The sequence below is a fragment of the Paenibacillus agaridevorans genome (genome assembly GCF_003112455.1).
GTDB classification, from domain to species: Bacteria; Bacillota; Bacilli; order Paenibacillales; family Paenibacillaceae; genus Pristimantibacillus; species Pristimantibacillus agaridevorans.
Genome location: NZ_BDQX01000099.1, coordinates 1 through 20,768 on the forward strand (window position 1 = coordinate 1; position 20,768 = coordinate 20,768).

General features: G+C 49.9%; 12 protein-coding genes. 2 read left to right on the forward strand and 10 right to left on the reverse strand.

Annotation, left to right across the window (positions count from 1 at the left end):
* The 7 genes from PAT3040_RS10850 to PAT3040_RS10880 all read right to left on the reverse strand — a co-directional run.
* On the reverse strand, nt 1-1,321 hold a 1,321-nt coding region (locus PAT3040_RS10850), incomplete at its 3' end, for an FtsX-like permease family protein (RefSeq protein ID WP_146200399.1).
* Nucleotides 1,318-2,367, reverse strand: a complete 1,050-nt coding sequence (locus tag PAT3040_RS10855; protein ID WP_108992659.1) for an efflux RND transporter periplasmic adaptor subunit — start codon at nt 2,365-2,367, stop codon at nt 1,318-1,320. The genes PAT3040_RS10855 and PAT3040_RS10850, both read right to left, overlap by 4 nt.
* Complete coding sequence (locus tag PAT3040_RS10860) at nt 2,330-3,022, reverse strand: ABC transporter ATP-binding protein (protein WP_108992660.1); 693 nt, start codon at nt 3,020-3,022, stop codon at nt 2,330-2,332. The genes PAT3040_RS10855 and PAT3040_RS10860 overlap by 38 nt, the downstream gene beginning before the upstream one ends.
* A gap of 3 nt (nt 3,023-3,025) precedes the next feature.
* Nucleotides 3,026-4,492, reverse strand: a complete 1,467-nt coding sequence (locus PAT3040_RS10865; protein ID WP_181376551.1) for an ABC transporter substrate-binding protein — start codon at nt 4,490-4,492, stop codon at nt 3,026-3,028.
* A 371-nt stretch (nt 4,493-4,863) separates the two neighbouring features.
* Nucleotides 4,864-5,694 carry a carbohydrate ABC transporter permease gene (locus PAT3040_RS10870; RefSeq protein ID WP_108992662.1) on the reverse strand — a complete coding sequence of 277 codons (831 nt, stop codon included), beginning with the start codon at nt 5,692-5,694 and terminating at the stop codon, nt 4,864-4,866.
* Nucleotides 5,695-5,707: 13 nt separating this feature from the next.
* Entirely contained in the window at nt 5,708-6,622 is a 915-nt protein-coding gene (locus PAT3040_RS10875) for a carbohydrate ABC transporter permease (RefSeq protein ID WP_108992663.1), read from the reverse strand.
* Nucleotides 6,623-6,723: 101 nt separating this feature from the next.
* Entirely contained in the window at nt 6,724-8,166 is a 1,443-nt protein-coding gene (locus PAT3040_RS10880; protein WP_108992664.1) for an extracellular solute-binding protein, read from the reverse strand.
* A 320-nt stretch (nt 8,167-8,486) separates the two neighbouring features.
* On the opposite strand from PAT3040_RS10880, the gene PAT3040_RS10885 reads away from it, so the two are divergent.
* Nucleotides 8,487-9,368: a helix-turn-helix domain-containing protein gene (locus tag PAT3040_RS10885; RefSeq protein ID WP_108992665.1), complete on the forward strand. Its 882-nt coding sequence runs from the start codon at nt 8,487-8,489 to the stop codon at nt 9,366-9,368.
* A gap of 90 nt (nt 9,369-9,458) precedes the next feature.
* Here PAT3040_RS10885 and PAT3040_RS10890 read toward each other — a convergent pair whose 3' ends face one another.
* The 3 genes from PAT3040_RS10890 to PAT3040_RS10900 form a co-directional block, all read right to left on the reverse strand.
* The gene (locus tag PAT3040_RS10890; RefSeq protein ID WP_108992666.1) at nt 9,459-14,933 is read right to left on the reverse strand and encodes an S-layer homology domain-containing protein; all 5,475 of its coding nucleotides are present in this window, start codon (nt 14,931-14,933) and stop codon (nt 9,459-9,461) included.
* A 370-nt stretch (nt 14,934-15,303) separates the two neighbouring features.
* Complete coding sequence (locus PAT3040_RS10895; RefSeq protein ID WP_108992667.1) at nt 15,304-16,593, reverse strand: sensor histidine kinase; 1,290 nt, start codon at nt 16,591-16,593, stop codon at nt 15,304-15,306.
* A complete protein-coding gene (locus PAT3040_RS10900; RefSeq protein WP_108992668.1) occupies nt 16,571-17,269 on the reverse strand; it encodes a response regulator transcription factor in 699 nt (232 codons plus the stop codon). The genes PAT3040_RS10895 and PAT3040_RS10900 overlap by 23 nt, the downstream gene beginning before the upstream one ends.
* Nucleotides 17,270-17,485: 216 nt before the next feature.
* Between PAT3040_RS10900 and PAT3040_RS39690 the strand changes: the two genes are divergently transcribed.
* The gene (locus tag PAT3040_RS39690) at nt 17,486-20,527 is read left to right on the forward strand and encodes a right-handed parallel beta-helix repeat-containing protein (protein ID WP_108992669.1); all 3,042 of its coding nucleotides are present in this window, start codon (nt 17,486-17,488) and stop codon (nt 20,525-20,527) included.
* The last annotated feature ends 241 nt before the right edge of the window (nt 20,528-20,768 follow it).

The window sequence follows — 20,768 nt, forward strand, 5'->3', positions numbered from 1 at the left end:
GGGGCGGCCGGTCGCTCCTCGCCTGCCGCTTCTTGTAGGCCACGATCGACTGCTTCCCGAACGAGCCTAACGGAAGCGTGCCCGCGACTATGGCAACGACGACGGCCGCCAAGCCATACCAACCGGACAAGACGCTCCAGCCGACTGCCGCTTCCTTGCCCGGCTGGAATTGCATAAAGCCGTCCGTCCACACCATGACGCGCGCCATCCCGATCGCCAGCAGCATGCCGACCAGCCAGGCGATCGCTCCCAGCATGGCACTCTCCAGGAGGAAGATTCCATAGATCAGTCGCATCCGGGCGCCCCGGCTCCGGAGAACGGCAATGTCGTTGCGCTGCCGCTCCAGCGCCTGACCGGCGTTCATATAGATGAAATAGAAACACATGGCGAGCATCGGCACGGCCAACGCAACAAGCTGCGCCTGCAGCTTGACGTCTTCGCTCCGAAACTTCTCGATAAGCCCAAGGAAGCTTAGATCGACGCGCAGCTCGCGCAGCATTCGGAACAGATCGCTCTCCAGCCGCTTCATGCTGTTCTCGAGACGCGCCAAGTCGCCGCGATCCAAATTCGCCAATTCGTATAAGCCGTACCAATTGGCTGAGGCCACATTCCCCCCCAGTCCCCCCAGCACTCTCTCCTCCATGGCTTTCGGAGAAATCATCAGCATACCGGAGAACGAGGCCAATCCTTGGTACCAATACGGAGAACCCTCATCCTTCGGACGAAACACCCCGACAATGACGAATTCTGCCGTCTGGTTGCCGGTACGCGTTTGTACCGTGTAGGAATAGATATCTCCGACCTTCAGAAATTGGCGAGCGAGCGCCTCTTCCGTTACGATGGCTTCGATCGGGCCTTCTTTCGAAGCGTCTCCGTACATCCGACCGTCAGTCAGCTCCACCTGCTCCTCCATGCCGGTCTGAGACATTAACGTCATCTGCCTTCTGCGGTTGTCGGCCTTCCCCTCGCCGCCGGGTCGAAGCTGCGATTGCGCCAGCGAATACGCCTCGACGGATTGTTTTCTGGGATATCCGATTTGCGATGGCAGCCGGTTCGCGACATAATCGTTAACCGTCTGCAGCTCCTCTACCTTCGTATGCGTACCCCGCGCGGCCTGATAACGAAGCAGCAGCGACCCCGGCGGCGACGAGCCTGCGTCCTCCGTCAGCGACGAAACCATCAATTTCTTTAACGCATGCTCCGTATAGACCGGTATGCAGGCGGTAAACGCTACGGCAATCAACAACCCCAGCATCGTGCTGGCCGTCAATATCCGGTTATTCCACATTTTTCGCCGGACGAACCGGAGCATCCCCTTCATCGCCCAACCACCTTCTGTCCGGGCTCAAGCCCTTTCAAGATCTCCACCTCGGTCGAGGTCGACAGGCCTACCTCCACATCCACCTCGCGTTTGTTGCCCTCCGCATCGACCACCTGCACGTAATTTCTGCCCGAGCCCGTGCGCAGCGCGGCGGGAGGAATGAGCACGGCATCCTTCTTCCTCTCCGTAACGACGGCTGCGCTTAGCGGGGTGCCGGACTTCGCGTCCTTGGGAAAATCATCGAGTTCGATAAGCACGAACGCGTCGAGCGCTCCTCCCTTCCCGCCCGAAGCGGAAGCAATGGGCATCCGCGACACCTTCCCCTTGAAGCTGCCCAGCGTATTGATCTGCACCTGCGCTTCCATGCCGATGGCTATCTTCTCCTGGTCGGAAGCGGAGAACCCCGCCGCCACGACAAGCTTCGTCCAATCCGCAAGCTCGCCGATTGTCTCGTACGCGTTTGCCATATCGCCGACTTCCTTCGCAAAGGATACGATCGTTCCGTCGAAAGGGGCCGTTAGCTCCGACGCGTCCAGCTTTGCCTGCAGCTCATCCCTCTCGCTTACAAGCAGCTCGAAATTCAGCTCGTCAAGCTCTTTCTGCATTGGCGTGCGGCTGTCGTCCCTGAGCTTCTCGATCATGGCAAGCTCCGCTTGCCGAACCTCGATATTTTTGCGCTTTAACTGCGTCTCCAGCGTACCGGTCGCAAGCTTCGCGATGGTCTGACCCTTTTTCACCGTGTCGCCCGCTTTGACCATGAGCTCCGAAATCTGTCCGCTTTCGCCCCCGAATTTCAGTTCTTCTTGCCGGGCGGACATCAGCTTGCCCGTAGCGCTTACCTTCGTCTCTATGTCCGCCCTGGCCACGGTAAATTCCGGTTTTTTCGAGAGCTTGGGAGGCTCGATCAATTGGATCAGCTCCGCATCCGACGCTTCGGGGGACAGACTGCAGCCCGATGCTGTCATCCATATCGACGTGAGCGCTAACGCCAGCATGAACCTCCATTTCTTACTTCCCCAGCCTGCCATCGGCCATTTCATAAACATTATCCGCTACCTCCAGCATCGTTTGATCATGTGTCGTCATGCAGATCGTCATGCCATCGCCCTGCAGCTGCCGGAAAAGAGCCAATATCCGCTTCGACATTCCCGTATCCAGCTCGGCAGTAGGTTCGTCCGCCAGCAGCAGCTTCGGAGAAGGAGCGACCGCTTTCGCGATCGCCACCCTCTGTTGCTCTCCGCCGGACAGCTCGTATGGGCGGTGCAGCGGCCGCTTGGCCATGCCGACAAGCTCCAGGCAAAGATTAATTCTCTCCTCCCATAAGCCGGACGGCGTGCCTGCCATGCGCAGGCCCAGCTCCACGTTCTCCTTTACAGACAGCAGCGGATGCAACGCGTAGGATTGGAACACGAATCCAATTTGTCTTTGCCGCAGCTTCGTCCGGCCTTTATCGCCAAGAGCCTTAAGCGGTTGTCCATCCACGACTGCCGATCCCTCCGAGGGCAGATCCAGTCCCCCCATAATGTTCAGCAATGTCGTCTTCCCCGAGCCTGACCGTCCTCTAAGCATAACCAGGCTGCCGGCCGTCAGGGTCAAGTCGATTCCCTTCAGCACTTCAACGCGCGCAGCTCCTGCTCCGAATGACTTTTCTACTCCGCTAAGCTGAACGATCGGCGATTCCACTATGCTCCCCGTCTCCATGACTTACCCGCCAATGAAGATGGAAGTGGCCATACCTCCGAATCCGCCGTCGCCGCGTTCCTTCTCGCCGCTCAAATTTGCTTCGGCCAGCGCGTCCACGGCCTTGTCCATCAAATCTTTAAACGCCTCGTCCGGGCTTTTGCTGCCGCTCGCCGCTGCTCCGATCTCCTCTCCCGCTATCTTCGCAAAGCTGTTGCGGAACCCTTTGGGGTACCAATTCGTCGACTCCTTGGGCAACGGCTTCAATTGATAGAAAGGCGACAAATCGGCTCCGCTCGCGCTGGTCTCGTATCCCTTTCTCGACTCCAGTCCCATCGACGTTTTGGCCCGAATCTTTGCCGCTTCTTCGCTGTGCACGTATTGGACAAACGTCCATGCTTGGTCGCTTTGCGCGGAAGCCGCGTTAATCGCGTAAATTTGGGAGATTTCGTATTCGCTGGTCTGATCCGGCGCGCTGGCGTCCACCGGCGCCGTCACGACGCCCATGTTGATCGGCTCGGGAGACTTGACTTCTTGTACGGCTTCGTCCGACCCGGACGCAGCTCGGAACGAAACGGCACCGCCCGCCATGCCTCCTTCGCTCATATTCATCAGCATGGGATTGTCGACTGTCATGGCCGCCCGGCCTTGTTGGAACAACATACCGTCCAGCGAGAAGCCCTGCTCGGAGTTTTGCGGCATGAACACCGTTTTCCCCGCATAACCGCCTACTACGGCTTCGAAGATTTCCTTCCATTCCGGATCCGATAACGTCAGCTCCGTCGCGTCCGCGTTCAAGTAATTCAACCCCTTGGCAGCGGCCATATCCTGAATAAGCTTAAAGGCATTCTGATCGAACATGGAGGGCGCAAATCCGTAGATGCGGCTCTCGTCGTCTCCGTCCGCAGGGAAACGGGCCGCGAGCTGAAGCACCTCTTCCCACGTCATGCCGTCGCTTGGTTCCGGCACCCCGTATTTCGCGAACAGGTCCTTGTTGTAGTAGAGCGCCTTCGTATTAAAGGATGGAGACAGACCGTACAGCTTGCCTCCTCCGGAATCCCGCAGCAATTGAACGACACCTTCCACGATATTCTCGATATCGAAGCCGGATTGCTGAACCATCGCGTCGAGATCGTACAGCTTCCCGTCCGCCGCCAGCGTCTCGTATTGCTCCATCGTCAGAAGCACCACATCCGGCTGCTCGGCGTCAATGAGATCGGACATGGCCTGTACGGGATCCTTTTGCATGGAGACGTCCATCGTCGGAATGATCTCGAACTCTACGTTCGGATATTTGGCGTTAAACACGTTGCCGTAACTTTGATAAAAAGATTGCTCGTTGAAATAAGCTACTTTGAGCGTAACGGGTTCTCCCGGATCCGGCACCTTGTCCTTGCTTTCCCCTCCCGATGAGCAGCCAGCCAGCATCGCCGCAATTAAAGGAACAGCAACTACACTTCCGGCACTCCACTTCCCGTTCCAAATCTTCATACAATCGTTCTCCCCTCTTGGCTTCAAATTAAAGTTGTTCACTCCAGCCATTATGAGGCCCTACTCTTTGAATTGAATTTGATTAGCTTAAATGAAGCTTAAATTAGGTTTGCTCCTCAACCGGTATATCAATATCGTACAAAACGGGCTTGCTCGCTGCCGTCATATTGCCGTTTCCCGGCGAATCCTCTTGCTCAAGAGGCGTATCTATTGCAAAGACTTCCCGCCTCCCCGGATGTACACTTTACTGGAATCAAGGGCATGGATACCAGGTTGAATGGTACCTTTAAGTCGGTGGAGACGCCAAAAAACAACGTTCGTTACACGATTAACGTGAAAATGAACGTTGTTTTTAAGAGGACTGCCATGGTCTATCCTTTGACCCCGCCTAACGTTGCTCCTTCAATAATTTTACGCTGGAATAACATATACACGATAATTGTAGGAATGACCGTAATGACAAGACCGGCAAGAAGAGTAACCCAGTCCGACTTGTATTCCATCATCGCATTCGCCGCATACATATTAACACTGACCGTATACTTGTCCGGATCACTCAGCAGAATGAACGGGCCCAGGAAGTCATTATATAATGCGACAAACTTGAATATACCAATTGTGACGAGCCCAGGCATAGCAAGCGGAACTATAATTTTTCTAACGACCTGGAATATTGTTGCCCCATCGATGAACGCACTCTCCTCTAGTTCCTTAGGCAGGGAACGCATAAAGCTTCCAAGCAACAGCAATTCAAAAGCGCCCAGCGGCAAGCTGGCAAGAAGTACAAGGCCATTCAAGCTGTTTGTCAGATCAAGCGCTCTCATGAGCGTATACTGTGGAACCAGGATGTTGATGCCCGGCAAGAACAGCGACAGCATAATGAGACTCCATACGATGTTGCGAAGCTTCCACTCCATTTTCGTAAAGGCATAGGCGTTCACAACTGCCAATGTTAAACTAATGAACAAGCTTAAGCCGACATAGTACACGGTATTCAGCATCGATTGTCCTACACCGAGGTTCGTCCATGCCTTGCTATAATTGGACCATTGAAACGTGCTTGGCAATGACCAAATATCGGCAAAAAATTGTTGATTTGTTTTAAATGATTGATAGACAATCCAGATGATCGGAAGAATGACACTTAAAGCCCATAGCAACAATATGATACGCCATACGAGAGATCCCATCCTTCTTGTCATGAAAACCCGCCCTTCAAAATTCTACGCTATCTTTCGAGAATACTTTATCGATGACAACCTTGAGCAGCACCAACAGGACGAAAATGAGCATCCCGATCGTAGACGCATATCCGTAAAAGTGCTGACTTAAACTTTCCGTGCCAAAGGCCAGGTTAAACATGTAAAGCGAGATAACTTCCGTTGCGCCGCCAGGGCCGCCTTTCGTCATAATAAACATATATTCAAATCCCTTAATGACATTCAGCATTAAGAAAATCATTCCCACACGAATGATACCTGACATTAAAGGCAAAGTAATCTTCGTAAATCGTTGAAAACTCGTAATGCCATCAAGCGTGGCAGATTCATAGATCGTCTTCGGAATCGCGCTCATTGCATTCATAAAAATAACGACATAGAAACCAACGTAACACCAGACGTATAACGGAATCGTTGATGCCAGCGCAGTCTTTGGACTACCCAGCCAGTTGTGATCCCCTCCTATGCCTAATACCCGCAGCACACTATTTAATAATCCGAATGTACCGTCATAGATAAAGCTCCAGATCAGTGCGATTACGACGAGTGACAAGACGTTCGGGAAGAAGAATAACACCTTATAAAATTTGTTTTCCTTATATTGGCGGTTCACAAGCAGGTCAGCCAGTACCAACGAAATGATTAGTGTAATGGGAATGACAGTGGCGACGAGAATAAGATTATGCTTAAGCGCGTTCAAGACGACTGGATCTTGAAATAATCGGATGTAGTTATCCAGGCCAATATATTTTTTCTCCCCGATTCCGTTCCAGTCCAGGAACGAATAATAGATGGAAAGTACATTTGGATATAGAGTAAACAACACATACGCAGCAAAGGGCGGCAATACCGCCAGCAATAAAAACACTGTTTTTTGAATATGAATATTCGTCCGGGTTAATGTCTTCAAAGCGATCTCTCTCCTGTCCAAGTCGCCGCACAGACCGTTGACTTATTGATCAACGGTCTGCTTGGCTCGATTAGTTGCTGGTTAGCGATACGGAGATTGTATTACTTCCCGGCTTCCTGTACAGCCTTCTGAAGCAAGCGCTCTCCCTCTTCGAGAATCGGCAACGGCTCCTTCTGACCTGTCAAGATAAGCGCGGTATTATCTTGAACGTGCTTATTAGCCGCGACAAAGTCAGGCGAGTTTAGTACGACCTTACGACTTTTCAATTCGAGTACCACATTGTTCTCGCTCATATAGGTAGCGATCGACTTCTGCAACGGCTTCATATTAGCCGCTCGCGCGGAATCATCCATGAAGTCGGATCTCAGAGGGAACGCGCCGCCTTTATCAACCAAGATCTGCTGCACCTCATTCGTCAGCAACGATACCAAAAATTGTTTTGCCCACTGCTTCGTCAGATCAGGTTTGTTCGCCCAAATTTGAAAAGCATAGCTGAGACCATTATTGATGTGGATCGGTGTTTCGGGGTTATTGGAAAACGGAACGGCCATATAACCCCACTCGAAGTCCTCCGGCGCAGATTCCTTCATCTCATTCTCGATCCAATCGCCCGAAGGCACCATGGCCGCTTTGCCTTGCAGTGCAAGCATTTGGGATTGGGTATGATTCATACCAACACTTTGTTTGCTGATATATCCCTTTTGCCCCATATCGTAAAGACGATTGTACACCTCTACACTTTCGGCTGAAGTAAACTCCGGCCCCGAATAGTTCTCGTAGTGATTTCGGAACTCCTTGTTGCCATTATCAATCGCCAACTCGAACACCTTCGTATCAAAGGAGAATATCGAGTAGTTATAAAGCCCGGAGTACACGATCGGATCGATCCCTTTGCTCATGATCGCTTCACATAATGCCAGGAACTCATCGTACGTTTTCGGTGATTTGTTCCAGCCATTGTCTTCGAACAGCTTCTGATCATAGAACATGCCGCCGATGTAGTTGGCGATAGGGAACAGCCAGTTCTCGCCTTTGTAGTATTGCTCGGGCACATTGTAGCCCGGAACGATTAGCTCGTCCAATGTTTTGCCGCCGCCGTCGGAAGGCTTCATCTGAAAGATGTCTGTAAGCGGCTCCAGCTTATTTGCATCTACAAACTCCGTATAAGCTAGTCCGTAGAGAATATCGAACATGTCTTTGTCGTCTCCTGCTGCCGCCTTCGTTGTGATCAGATCTGGAATTTTGGGTGAAGCCGTTATATCGAATGTGACGTTCGGATACCGCTCAGTAAATAAAGCAGTTGCATGATCAAACCATTCTCTTCCGTAACCAGCTTCCAGAAACCCGACCTTCAAGGTAACCTTCTCATCTTTAGGCAAACCATTGTCATACACAGCGGGCGCTTCCGCTGCCGGAGTATTGCCATTTGTCGGATTTGCACTTTCTGTTGCAGGGTTATTGCCGTTATTGCCTGAGCATGCAGCGAGCAGCACAGTCAAGGCTGAAAAAACGAGCAACGATGATTTTTTTACTTTTGATTTCATCTTTGTTGACCCTCCTAATATAATTGATTTACTGCTAACTTGAGTATACCTTGTAGAGCCCGAAACGTATTTGCATCAGATAATGTTCTTTGTTCTCATGCACAACGATAAAGCTTGCCAATGACGCCTTGTTCCGAAACCGTTTGCAAATAATTGAACTTATCGACCGATATCGACTTGAAGTCGCAGGCACAAAGCTCATTTCCTGTGTGGATACAGTTCGGTGCACCTTCATCAATTCTCAACTGTCTGCATTTACAATCCGATTGAGGCATACTACAATAGGTCTACCACAAGTCATATTCCTTAGGAGAATCGTTATGCGTATTCGCACCTTTAAGTATGTCGATCACTATTCCCCATCGGATTACAAGACCGGTGGTATTCACCCTTCTTTCGAGATCTTGTATTTGGCAGAAGGAAGCTATCAAATGCAGTGGTTAGGCGAAACCTATCATATTAAACCAAACTCACTATTTTTTATTACTCCGAACACTCCTCATGACGTCATCATCCTTTCGAGCAAAGCAACATTCTGGTATATCGAGCTGGACGAGGCATTTACCACCTCTTTATTCCCGAGTCTGGAGAATATTCTGGTCTGGAACCGCTTGCAATGTGAATCCGATATATCAAGCCACATGCCCGACGTCATGACTCATACCATCATGGGAATTAATGATCTATTGAGGCATGACATAAAAAACATGACGTGCGGCTCCGATCTTTTAATGCTTGATATTTCGAAGCTGTTCATCATTGTAAACGAACTCCTCCAATCCCATAAACAGGGTGTTGGCTTTCAAGATATTTTAAAGCAACCCCTGAGCCAAACACCCACACAAGACATTATCAAAACATTAATGATCAATATGGAGTCAACATTTAGAGATGACATCACCTTGGGTTATTTGTCCTCATTATCTCATTTCCAAAACTCCTATCTGATCAAAAAGTTTAAAGAATACAGTGGATTTACGCCGATGAGTTACCTCAATGAGCTTCGAATGCGCGCTGCCGCCAACTACTTGACCACAACGACGCTAAAAATCAATCAGATAGCAGAAGAATGTGGTTATCCAAACATTCATCATTTTAGCAGCGCTTTCAAAAAACACACCGGAAAAAGTCCAACCGACTGGCGCAACCAATTCTCCACTGTGAAATCCGAAGCTCATGCATTGACAAGTAAAGAAAAATGAAGGAGCACAAGAAGATAATCCCCTCTATCCCGGGATTATCTCTCTGTGCTCATTTCCTTACGAAAGTAACAGTCTGCTAGATGTTATATGCTATTTTAATGCCCGAAGAATCAATACGACCGCTTCAGCTCTTGTTGTTGAAGCATTAGGAGCAAGAAGATTGCCATTTTTACCGGTCAGGAGACCACTGTTTATTAAAGCATGAATCCCCGTTTTCGCCCATACCGGGATATCTTGATCATCGGCAAATGAGGTCGCACCACTAGCAATGCTTGGAGCTAGTCCCAGCGCCCTTGCCACAATCACGGCCATCTCGGCCCGGCTAATCGTTTGGTTTGGACGGAAGGTGTTGTCCTCATACCCCTGAATCCAGTCCAATTGTACTGCTGCAGCAATCGCCTCCTTCGCCCATGCCCCTATTTGATCTTGATCAGTAAACGTTAACGCTCTATTTCCAGTAGTCTCCAGTTGCAAAGCCCCTGCAAGCAACTTCACAAATTCTGCCCGTGTCACCTTACCATCTGGACGGAACGTACCGTCCGGATACCCGGACACGAAGCCAGATTTGCTCGCTTGCGCGATGGATTGCTCCGCCCAGTGTCCTTGCAGGTCGGTAAATATAGCAGGAATAGTTGAATCAGCTACTGCAAACACCGCAAACTTCGTGAAATGATTCACTGTCGCTTCTACTATATTGCCTTCAACAACGGTACCGCCAACTTCAAGCCATGTCTTGGCAACCTCATCATAGTAGAATATTACTGGCTTATTGTTACCAACAACATTAGGATCATAAACCATACGTACGCTGACAGGTTTTTTAAAGTTGCCGTTTACCGTCTTCAATACCTCGTATATGCGACTAGCCAGGGTATGGGATGAGTCAGCAATCAGGTCGTCTGTATCTGTTACTTCCGTAATCGTAATTGTTGCTGTTGTATCCAAAGCGCCAGCCGGAATATACATCTGAATCAGTTGCTTCAGATGGACTTGACCTGCTTGACCTGCCTGTATGGTAACTGTACCTTCCTTCGTCGGAACGGTATTAGGATTTGTTGGCCATTCGGTTGGCGGAGTCTCCAGCTCCGGTTCAATTGGATTAGCCATCTTCAGAGCCAAGCGCTTCAACTCATCGCCTGTTAGTTTGCGTTCGAATATACGCAAATCATCGATATATCCGTGTAAGTTCAAGCTGGCATCCTCTAGCGAAGCGCCTACGATTAACTCTCCACTCGCTTCAGTTAAAGGCCCTACAGCAATTGATGTCGCAACCTGTTCGCCATCGATATAGAGTTCCATGGCATCCGCTTGGTCGTATACAACTGCAACATGGCGCCAGCCCAATGTGTTAACCTCAGGACCTGCTAACGTATACCATTCTCCGCCGTCCGCCTGCACACTTGCCTGCAGGTGTCCATCTGCTATTTCTACTACTAGTTGCTCGCTCGTCATGATGATCTGATTTCTAAACTCCTGCGGATTCATCCATAATGACCAGGTGAATGTGTCGTTATTCAAGCTAAAATCGTTCTGAGTCTGTATATAATTGACAACACCATCGAAAAAAAGACCGCTTGAACCAAATTTGGCGCCTGAATCAAAGGCTATAGCCCATGGGACAAATTCTGTCATTTCCCCATTAACATATCGGATAATATCACCTGTATGTCCATTGCCTGACCAATCATAGACTTGGGTACCCCTGCTTTCATCGAAGGACCAGTGCAGTGCGAGCCCGTCGCTAACCTGGGCTGCGCCTGTAGCTACAAAGCTTACATCATCAATCCATACGATCCCGGGCACCATTCGCGCATCCAGATACAAGGAAACATTGCTTGACGTAACAACGGATGGGGTTGTAAATTTCACATTTACCCGGGTCCAATCCTTCGTTCCATAGATAGGCTGCGTTATATTGTTATAAGCAGCCGGCCCTGTTACTACCGTACGAAGCAGTGCTCCGGAGCCTCTCACATCATCTGTTTTGATCCATGCGCTTAGTTCATATTCCCTATTAGGCTGTAAGGTCACATCTTGCCGTAGAACGACCTCATCAACTACGCCAGACAACTTCAACGAGGTGCCTCCTGTACGGTATACATTCTGATCCAGGGTCGCCGTAATTTCTGAACCCATATTCCAGCTTGTTGGACTATTACTGTTCCATGCTTCAAAGGATGCATTCCGAATCATATTATCTTGGCCATTGACCATGATTTCAATAGGTGCCGAAGTGGTTTCCAGCCCTTTTGTTGTAGTCGCTACTGCCGTAATCGAATAGCTTCCCGAACGGTTTACGGTCCAATTAGCGATATATGGAACAGCTGTCGATGAACCTACTTCATCTCCATTAGCGTAGTAGGTTACTTTGGAAATCCCTTCCGGCGCAGCAGCCTCTGATCCCAACCCAAGCTGAGCACCTACATTTAAAGTAAGTCCGGAATTCAAAGTCGTAATCTCTACTGTAGGCTCATTGTAGGATTGTGATGGAATCACTTCGAATATTCTCCCGTCTCCAGGACGCACTTCGATCTCCGAGACTCCTATTGTAAATAGCTCATCTGTTTCCAAGTCCTTCAATTGTCCTTTAAATTGCTTGGAATCAATAGTCAACAACTGATCGGACAGCACGTCCGTATTGACGGCAACAACATAATGCTTATCCCCATTCTTCTCTACTAATGTACTGACATAAGGCTTGGCAGAACCTGTAGCAGTCGCCGTAAAACGATCTTTATCCTTTTTTGTACCCAGGAATGTCTCGCGTAGCGGATTCAATCTTCCGGTCAGATCCTCTACCTCGGCAAACAACACTTCATTGTCACTCAAACCAGTCCAACCTGAATCCAGTTGTGTGCCATATACAAACCAGAATATACCTGTAGCCCCTTCTCCAATGGCTAACCACTGCTGCTCGCGAACCTCAGCCGGGAGCGGCTCACGTAAAGAGAAACGACCTGCATTATAGGCATGGGTCTGTAAAATCATCCAAAGCGGTGTATCCTCTGATCTTTCCTTAATAATTTCACGTGTATAGCTGATAAAATCCCAGCCGCCGTATCCATAGGCATTCATCGTAAAGTCGCCCAATGGATTAATCTGGGCTGCCGGATAAACGTCTACAATATAAACATCCTGATCAAGCGCGGCAGCCATCGGACCCGCACGATCAAAACCAATAATAGGTGTAGAAACTTTAATATCAGGGGCAAGTTCATGAATAATATCCGCTGCATTCACATGCTTCTCCAGCGTGTACAGCTCTGGCTCATCCGAAATGTTAATCCCTTTCACGCTAGGATGATCCTTGAGCAAGTCTACGACTGGCGTAACAATTTCTCTTGCGGCATCCAGATCGCCTGACACTGCAGTATCATGCAGCCATGGATAAAAATCAACGTGTGCGCCAAAGTAAACATCAAGTCCATATTTATCGGACACTTCCATCATTTCTGCATCGCGTTCAGCGTTGCCGTTGGATAACATAATCGCATTAAGGCCTCTTGACTGAAGATCATTAACGATATCCTTGAATAGCCCTTTCTTACCGCGTATTAGATTGGCATCTTCAAATACCCCGATCGGGAAGTCGCTTGGATCAGGCTTTACAATGTCTTCCGGATAAAATGGAGGGACATCCTCTGATTCACCCTTGACTGTAAAATTTTTGACCTTCTGCCCGTATGCCGTTGGCGACGTCATCATAAAACCGGCGGTTTGAATATTTAAAGGCTCATCGCCCACATTCAGCGAGTTCACATAGCGCACGTCATCGATCCATAACGATACGGTTTGAGTATTCGCATTATACTCCAACTTTACGTTGGTATAACTATCGACATCAATTTCTGCCGTTCCAGAGGCCAATACCTTGTCTGCGCCCTCTGTGTAAATCACATAATTCCCTGATGCGCCAAGCAATGCCCATACCTGGCCTGTAAACCACAAATAATTCAAATCACTGGCATATCCTAATGCAACCCATCCAGAAGGCATATCGCCTATTTGAATGTCATAGGAAATACTAGTCACCGGATCTATTGGAGTATAGGCTACTTGCGCCAGCGGATAATGATTATTCCCGCCATCCTTACTCGTAATATAGCTATCGGACGGATCTCCTGCAAATACAAATTCAGGAGAAGCTTCCCACCAACGTCCATCTACCAAAGTTTCCAAATAATTTAGTTTTTTTCCTTTCGTGCGGTTAGTGTCGTTCATCGCCAGATCATCAAATACCTCCAGCGCCAACTCTGGCGTCCTTGCTTCTCCACGTACAGCAAAATTAGAGAAGTTTTGTTCGCCATTACTTGCGGTACAAATCATAAAGCCCGCGTACAGAATCTCGCCATCCAAATCACCTATTTCTACATTATCCACGTACTTCACCCCATTAACCCACAGGGATATCGTATCTGCTGCAAGATTGTAAGCTAGCTTCACATGAGTTGGATTACCCTCGGCAGATACAGCAGCATCTCCGCCTGCTATCATTTCCATCCCATTCTTATAGACCCGATAAGTACCATTTTTATTAATATGAGCCCATAGCGCGCCCACGCCAGAAGTCCACAATTCGCCTGTATCAGATGCATAACCAATCGCCGACCAATCCTCTGAACCTAATACGATATCGGCTTCAATACTTGTCGCATCAGCTGCTGGATGATAAGGTACGAATGCCGTAGGATATCCCCCCGCATTACTGGTCACATATTGTTTGCCCTCTGTTTCAGCGAATACAAGCTGGGGACTAGCCGTCCATTTCTCGGCAGCCACTGGAGTAATTTGTCCATTTAAGGAGCTACCCAAAGAACGATTGGGGGCATTAGCGGCCAAATCATCTGCTATAGCAAGTGATTGTTGCTCTTCGCCACGAATGACTACATTTTTAATTCGTTGTTCGGAGGCAGTAGGATAAGCGATCATAAAGCCAGCGTAGTTGATCTCTCCTATGCCGCCTACCTGAAGGCTTGCCACAACCTCTGTTCCGTTAATCCATAAAGACGCCATATCCGTCGCTTTATTATATTGCAGCTTTACATTTGTATAGTCCGTGCCGCTGGATACAGCTGCATGCCCAGTAACGATGGCATTAGAACCATTTTTTAAAATTTGATAGGTACCCGATGGAGAAACGTATGCCCATAGTTGGCCCGTTGTCCACAAATAATTATTATCGTTGCTATAGCCAATCGCTACCCAGCTCGAGTTCTGCAGAACAATATCCGCTTCTATATTGGTCTCAACAGTCGGATTATATGGAACATATGCATAGGGGTGATCTACGCCATCGCTTGTAATGTAGCTATCCAAGCTATTGATTTCATCTTGAGCAAAACTAAACCCGTTAACTGAACGCCACGCTTTATCGCCGGTAGACGTCGTCTTGCTATTTAAAGCGCTCCCTGCTGTTCGATTGCTGTCATTAATCGCGAGCGTATCTGAAACTGCAACAGGAGTGATCTCTACAGGCGCAACAGGCTCAGCTGCTGCATAAAGCGGCAACACGGAAAATACCATTAATAACGCAAGGGATAGCTTTAAAATTTTTTTGGTAAACAAATTGACTCCTCCTTCTTGATGTTCATCCTTATTTTGTTTCCGTTACTGTGTATTGCGCACCTAACAACCAATTATAATGCGCTTACATAAAACGATTTCAAAAATCCGTCCATTCATCCCCCCTCTTTAAGTGCAGTTATTTGACTCCAGTAAAGTGTACATCCGGAGAAGCGGGAAGTCTTTACAATAGATACGCCTCTCGAGCAAGAGGATTCGCCGGGAAACGGCAAAATGACAGCAGTGAGCAAGCCCGTTTTGTACGATATTGTCATTCCTGTAGTTAAGGGGCACATGAAAAGCCACCTTCAAAGATAAAACGAAGGTGGCCTTCCAAAATGTCTAACGACGTTCCAGCTGATCTATGTGGTTACTATGTCGGAAACGTCATCACGATCGTCGTACCCTTATGAAGCACGCTGTCCGCTTCGATCTTGCCGCCATGACGGGTTACGATCCATTGCGCGATCGAAAGTCCGAGCCCCGTGCCGCCTTCCGTCCGGTTTCTCGTCTTGTCTCCACGGTAAAAGCGCTCGAATATAAACGGTAGCTCTTCTCTCGGAATGCCCGGCCCTGTATCCTGGATCTTAAGCACGACGCCTGACGCCGTCTTCTTGCAAGACGCCCGAACCTTGCCTCCGTGAAGCGTATATTTGATCGCGTTATCGAGCAGGATCATGAGCAGTTGCTGCAGCCGCTCTTCATCGCCGGATATCGTCAATTCTTCGGGAAGATACACCGATAACAGGATGTTCTTCATGGCGGCCAGCGGCAGAAATTGCTTGGCGGCTCCCCTTGTCAAATCGTCGAGCCTGACCGGCCGCATCTGAAGCTCAAGTCCTTCGGAATCGCTTTGCGCCAACGTCAGGAGCCCATTTACAAGTTTGTTCATCCGTTTGATCTCCTTCAGCATCGTCGATATCTCCATGCTCTCCTCTTCAATCGTGTGACCCGGATGGCGAAGCAACAGCTCCGTATGCGTCTGAAGAACCGCAAGCGGAGTCCGCAGCTCATGCGAAGCGTCCGCCATGAACTGCTGCTGCTTCTCCCAGGAGGAACGGATAGGCACTAGCGCTCGCTTGGCCAAATACAAGCCGGCGAATATCGATATGCCTCCTCCGAATATGATGCCTACGATGATAAGGGTCATAATCGTGTTAAGCATGCTGATCTCCGAGCTGATGTCGCTCACGTATTGAAAATAATCCACTTCGGGATCGCCGTCGTCAGCCCGTATATTAAGCAGTCTATATTCGGCTCCCTTATGACTAATGGAATAGAGACCTTCCTTTTGCAGCGAGCGCTGCAGCACGTCCATCAGATTGGGCGGATAAGAATAGGCAATATTCATATTGAGCAGTTGTCCCTCATCGTTCCATAATAAAATGTCAACATTGCGCGCGAAAACGCTGCTGGCCGAGCTGATAGTAGCGAGGGAAAGCTTCGTTTCCTGCGCCATGACAAACGACAAGCCCTGCGTCGGCATAGTCGAAATCGTCGTCACGGGTCTCCACATGACAGAACGTTCCTCCAGCGCCTTGTCGATGCCGCCGATAATCGTCGTCCTCATATACAAATACAAGCTCGTCCCCAGTACGGTCAATATGAGGAACAATACGGTGGCATTGAGCAGCGTCAGCCTAATTTTCGTCTTTTGGAACATGCGCTTTCTCCTTCATCATATAGCCAATGCCCCGCACGGTATGAATCAGCTCCGGACAACCTGCTGCAGTCAGCTTCTTGCGCAAATAATGGACATACAGCTCGACGATGCCTATGCCCGTGTCTGATTCGAACCCCCATACGCGATCGAGAATTTGCTCGCGGGTCAGAATCTGATTGCGGTTAATGACTAAAAATTCGAGCAGCTCGAATTCCTTCGCCGAAAGCTTAAGCGGTACCTGGTTATAGTAACCTTCCTGAAGGCGCGGCCGTACCGTTAATGGACCTATGACGATATCGCCGTTCTCGGACAACGTGCCGTGCCTGCGCAATATCGCTCTCGCCCGCGCCAGCAGCTCCTGAAAGGCGACCGGCTTCACGACGTAATCGTCTGCTCCGGCGTCGAGCCCCTCGACCCTACGTTCCACCGCATCGAGCGCCGTAAGCAACAGGATCGGGGTATCGATCCCCCTTGCGCGCAAATAATGGATGATCGCGATGCCCGTCATGCCGGGCAGCATTAAATCCAAAATGATGAGATCGTAAATATTTTGCTCCGCCATGAAAGCCCCGTCATCCCCGCGCAACGCGACATGCACCTGGAAGCCTTCCTCCCGAAGCACGCTGGATATGGCATGACTCAGCGACACGTCATCCTCTACAACCAACACCTGCATCTTCGCCCCAACCTTCCCGTCTATCAACTGGTGGTACTAGTATAAAGGACGAAGCTTAAAAGAAGATTAGACCGTCGTTCGTGCATAGCTGCCACCAGAGGCAACGTTAGACGAGTCCCTATCTCCGTCCGACACTAGACGATTACACTTCCGACGATCGCCGTCCTTTCATATAGTAATCATATCCCCTAATTCATAGAGACGAGAGGTGAGCGTATGCCAGATAACGGATATCTGAACGTGAACGGTCAAAATTTCCTCGTATATGATGATAGAGAGCTGCAAGAGAAAATGAACACGATCTACGATTCCGCTACGGGAAAAATCAGAACATCGGCGTTGCCGAGCGGCTACGGAGCGACTGGAGCTACGGGTCCTACCGGGGCGACGGGCGCAACGGGCCCGGTAGGCCCGACAGGTGCGGTCGGGCCCGCAGGCACTGCCGGGGCTATTGGCCCGCAAGGGCCTGCAGGTCCTGTTGGTGCTGCCGGCGCCAAAGGAGCCACTGGTGCGACGGGGGCTACCGGCAACACTGGTGCTACTGGGGCTGCAGGCCCTCAGGGTCTTGTTGGCGCTGCTGGCGCTGTCGGACCCGCTGGCCCTCAGGGACCTGTTGGTGCTGATGGCGCTAAAGGCGCCACCGGGTCAACCGGAGCTACCGGCGCCACTGGCGCTGCAGGGCCGCAAGGTCTGCAAGGACCGAAGGGGGATGTCGGTCCGCAAGGACCCGTCGGCCCGCAAGGACCGCCGGGAACAAGCTCCGGATCGGGAAGCCCAATAAGCTACACATTGGAGTTGGCCCGCTGGGGCATCATGGCAGGCCTTCCTGCCAAACCTTATACGGATGCCAACTACCTTCAAGCCGACAAAAACGTTCAAGGCTTCAACAATGCCCTGCAATGGGCTTACGAGAACGGTTACAGAATGGTAATCGTACCGACGGGCAGCTATGCGATCTGTTACCCGCGCACCATAATGGTCACGCAGAGCAATATGACGTTCGACTTCGGAGGCTCCACGCTAAAAGTCATCTACGATTCGACGCGCAAGTCTCCCTTCGATACGAGAACCGGCGTAACCGACTTCTACAACTTTCCTGGACGCGATTCCAGTGGCAACGACGGAGTCAGCATCAAGCTTCAAAGCGTTACCGACTCCCATATCCGCAATCTGATCCTGATCGGAGACAAGGCGGATCGGAGTTTCACGAACTCGGCCGAAGCCGCCATTGAATGGACTTACGGGATTCAAATCGTTCGCGGTTCGTCCTATTGCTCCGTCCGCAATTGCACCATAAGCAGCTACATGGGCGACGGCATATCGCTTGACAGTACAGGATTTTTCGATTATGCGGAATTCGCTCTCGGTCTGACGGTAAACGATATCAATCGCGCTACGGGAGCCGTCATCCCCGCCACGGGCAAGACGCTTGTGTCTCAGCTGCTGACCATCCCAACGACAGGCTACAGCAGCTTTCTGGTTGCCGGAGCTGGCTATTCGCGCCAGACGGCCATAACTAACAAGGAAGTCGACGTTGCCTATTACGCTGCGGACAACACCTATCTTGGCTACTACAGCAACAAAAAAATATATACGCCGATCTCCATTCCGCCGGAAGCGCGTAAATTCCGTTTCCTCTTCAACAACGAAACCAACACGGCCAAAAACATGCAAATGACTTTGAAATTCGGCTTGACGCCGCATCACAATACAATTGAATACAACGAAGTATACAATTTGCATCGCGGCGGCATTACGCTCGGAGGCAATTACAATATTGTACAGCACAACAGTATCCATGACGGGACCGGCGTGCTGGACCGCAAGCCGATTTTCCCCGATCCGACCCGCTACGGCATTAATCAAGAGGATTCCTATGGCGATAACTGCGTTGTTCGGAATAACCTGTTCTACAATCTGTTCCATGGCGCTCTGATCGGCTGCTGGACGATCGAAATTCATAATAATCATTTCTATAACTTAAGCAGCATCGGCATCAACTTGTATTCGCTTCATATGGCCAACGTGCGGGAGAACTACCTGTACCGTTGTCAGACCGGCATCGGCTTAATGGACGCCCATCTGCCTCACGCGCATGTCAACATCGAAGACAATACGATCGCGTACGCAAGTAATGCCGGACTCGGGGGCACGGGTTACGATGTGTACTTTTACGGCAACACGTTGATCGACACGAATTCCTTCGCCATGGCGGATGACGATACGATTATTTGCAGAGGCAACCATTTTGTCTGGACCGATCAATTCAGCGGCATCCCTACGGTTACGGCGAACCGTGTGGAGCAATGTTCGTTCGAGGGCTGGAATGCTCAGAGGGAGTTCACCTTAAAGGCATACGAGGCGTCGGATTCCGTTTTCACCAATCTCAATGTACGCATCGAGACGAGAAACGGAGCTAAAACGGCGGAGAATGTTCTTTTCCGATCATCCGCGTTTACGCGTTGCATTCTTAACAACCATCAGTTATCCACGAGACAGCGGCAAGTGCAGATTAACGGCAGCAAGCTGACGGATACCGTGGTAAAGCTCGGCAACATCAATACGCCCGAGGAGTCGCCTCTCACCACGTTGAATGAATGCGACTTGTACGCCAATACGATCACCTATATGTTCCAAGGAGAGTTTAACACAGGGGTTGGTAGAATCGAGGTCAACCGTTGTCGAATCATCATTGCGAACTCGACTTTCGCTTATCTGTTGACGAATGTATTTAACGTCGCCAGCACGATCATTTTTTCCATCAAACGCTCCACTTTGACTTATACGGGAACGGGACGATTAAACCTGCAATATTACAATCCAACCAACAAACGAGCCGTGAGGCTCTTCGCGACCAGCCGGAACATTTTGCGGAATATTAACCCTCCGGCTCCCGAAGCAGGGATTGTCATCGAATATGATCCCGATATCGAAGGTCTCGCTCCGCCGACCGACGGCGTCTGGTTCAAGGGCGATATTTACGGCAACGCCGCTCCATCCGCAGGGGGCAACGTGGGATGGGTATGCGTATCCCCGGGTCCGGCAAGCGACATTCCATGGAGAGCTTCGGCTGCTCGGATTCGGGGAGATCGCGTCTTCGCTTCCGGGCGCGTCTACGAGGCCATGAACTCCGGCACGTCGGGGACATCTTCGCCGGCATGGCCGATTGGCTCCGGCTCGACGGTCTCCGACGGGACGGTAACCTGGCAAGAAGTCGGCCCGCTTGCCTACTTCCGGGCTTACGGTACGATTTTCTAGAGATTGCCTAATGACGCGCTTGCAGGCAGAAGCAAATATGTCATAACCACCGGCTAAGTCGGTGGTTATTCAGTTGAATTTTTCACAGACTCTATATTCCATTTTTCAATACCTTGCAGCGACATGAATTTATTACGAAGTTCAATACTTTTACTCATAACGAGTTCATTAATGAGTCCAGCATCTTTTTAAATAATCAAATTATTATTGTGGAGAAACGAAATCGCTCCAATATCAAACT

What these genes read in the sequence shown, in the direction of transcription:
- PAT3040_RS10855 (WP_108992659.1), bottom strand. Translation starts at nt 2,367, where the DNA reads ATGTTTATGAAATGGCCGATGGCAGGCTGGGGAAGTAAGAAATGGAGG.
- PAT3040_RS10860 (WP_108992660.1), bottom strand. Translation starts at nt 3,022, where the DNA reads ATGGAGACGGGGAGCATAGTGGAATCGCCGATCGTTCAGCTTAGCGGA.
- PAT3040_RS10865 (WP_181376551.1), bottom strand. Translation starts at nt 4,492, where the DNA reads ATGAAGATTTGGAACGGGAAGTGGAGTGCCGGAAGTGTAGTTGCTGTT.
- PAT3040_RS10870 (WP_108992662.1), bottom strand. Translation starts at nt 5,694, where the DNA reads ATGACAAGAAGGATGGGATCTCTCGTATGGCGTATCATATTGTTGCTA.
- PAT3040_RS10880 (WP_108992664.1), bottom strand. Translation starts at nt 8,166, where the DNA reads ATGAAATCAAAAGTAAAAAAATCATCGTTGCTCGTTTTTTCAGCCTTG.
- PAT3040_RS10885 (WP_108992665.1), top strand. Translation starts at nt 8,487, where the DNA reads ATGCGTATTCGCACCTTTAAGTATGTCGATCACTATTCCCCATCGGAT.
- PAT3040_RS10895 (WP_108992667.1), bottom strand. Translation starts at nt 16,593, where the DNA reads ATGTTCCAAAAGACGAAAATTAGGCTGACGCTGCTCAATGCCACCGTA.
- PAT3040_RS10900 (WP_108992668.1), bottom strand. Translation starts at nt 17,269, where the DNA reads ATGCAGGTGTTGGTTGTAGAGGATGACGTGTCGCTGAGTCATGCCATA.
- PAT3040_RS39690 (WP_108992669.1), top strand. Translation starts at nt 17,486, where the DNA reads ATGCCAGATAACGGATATCTGAACGTGAACGGTCAAAATTTCCTCGTA.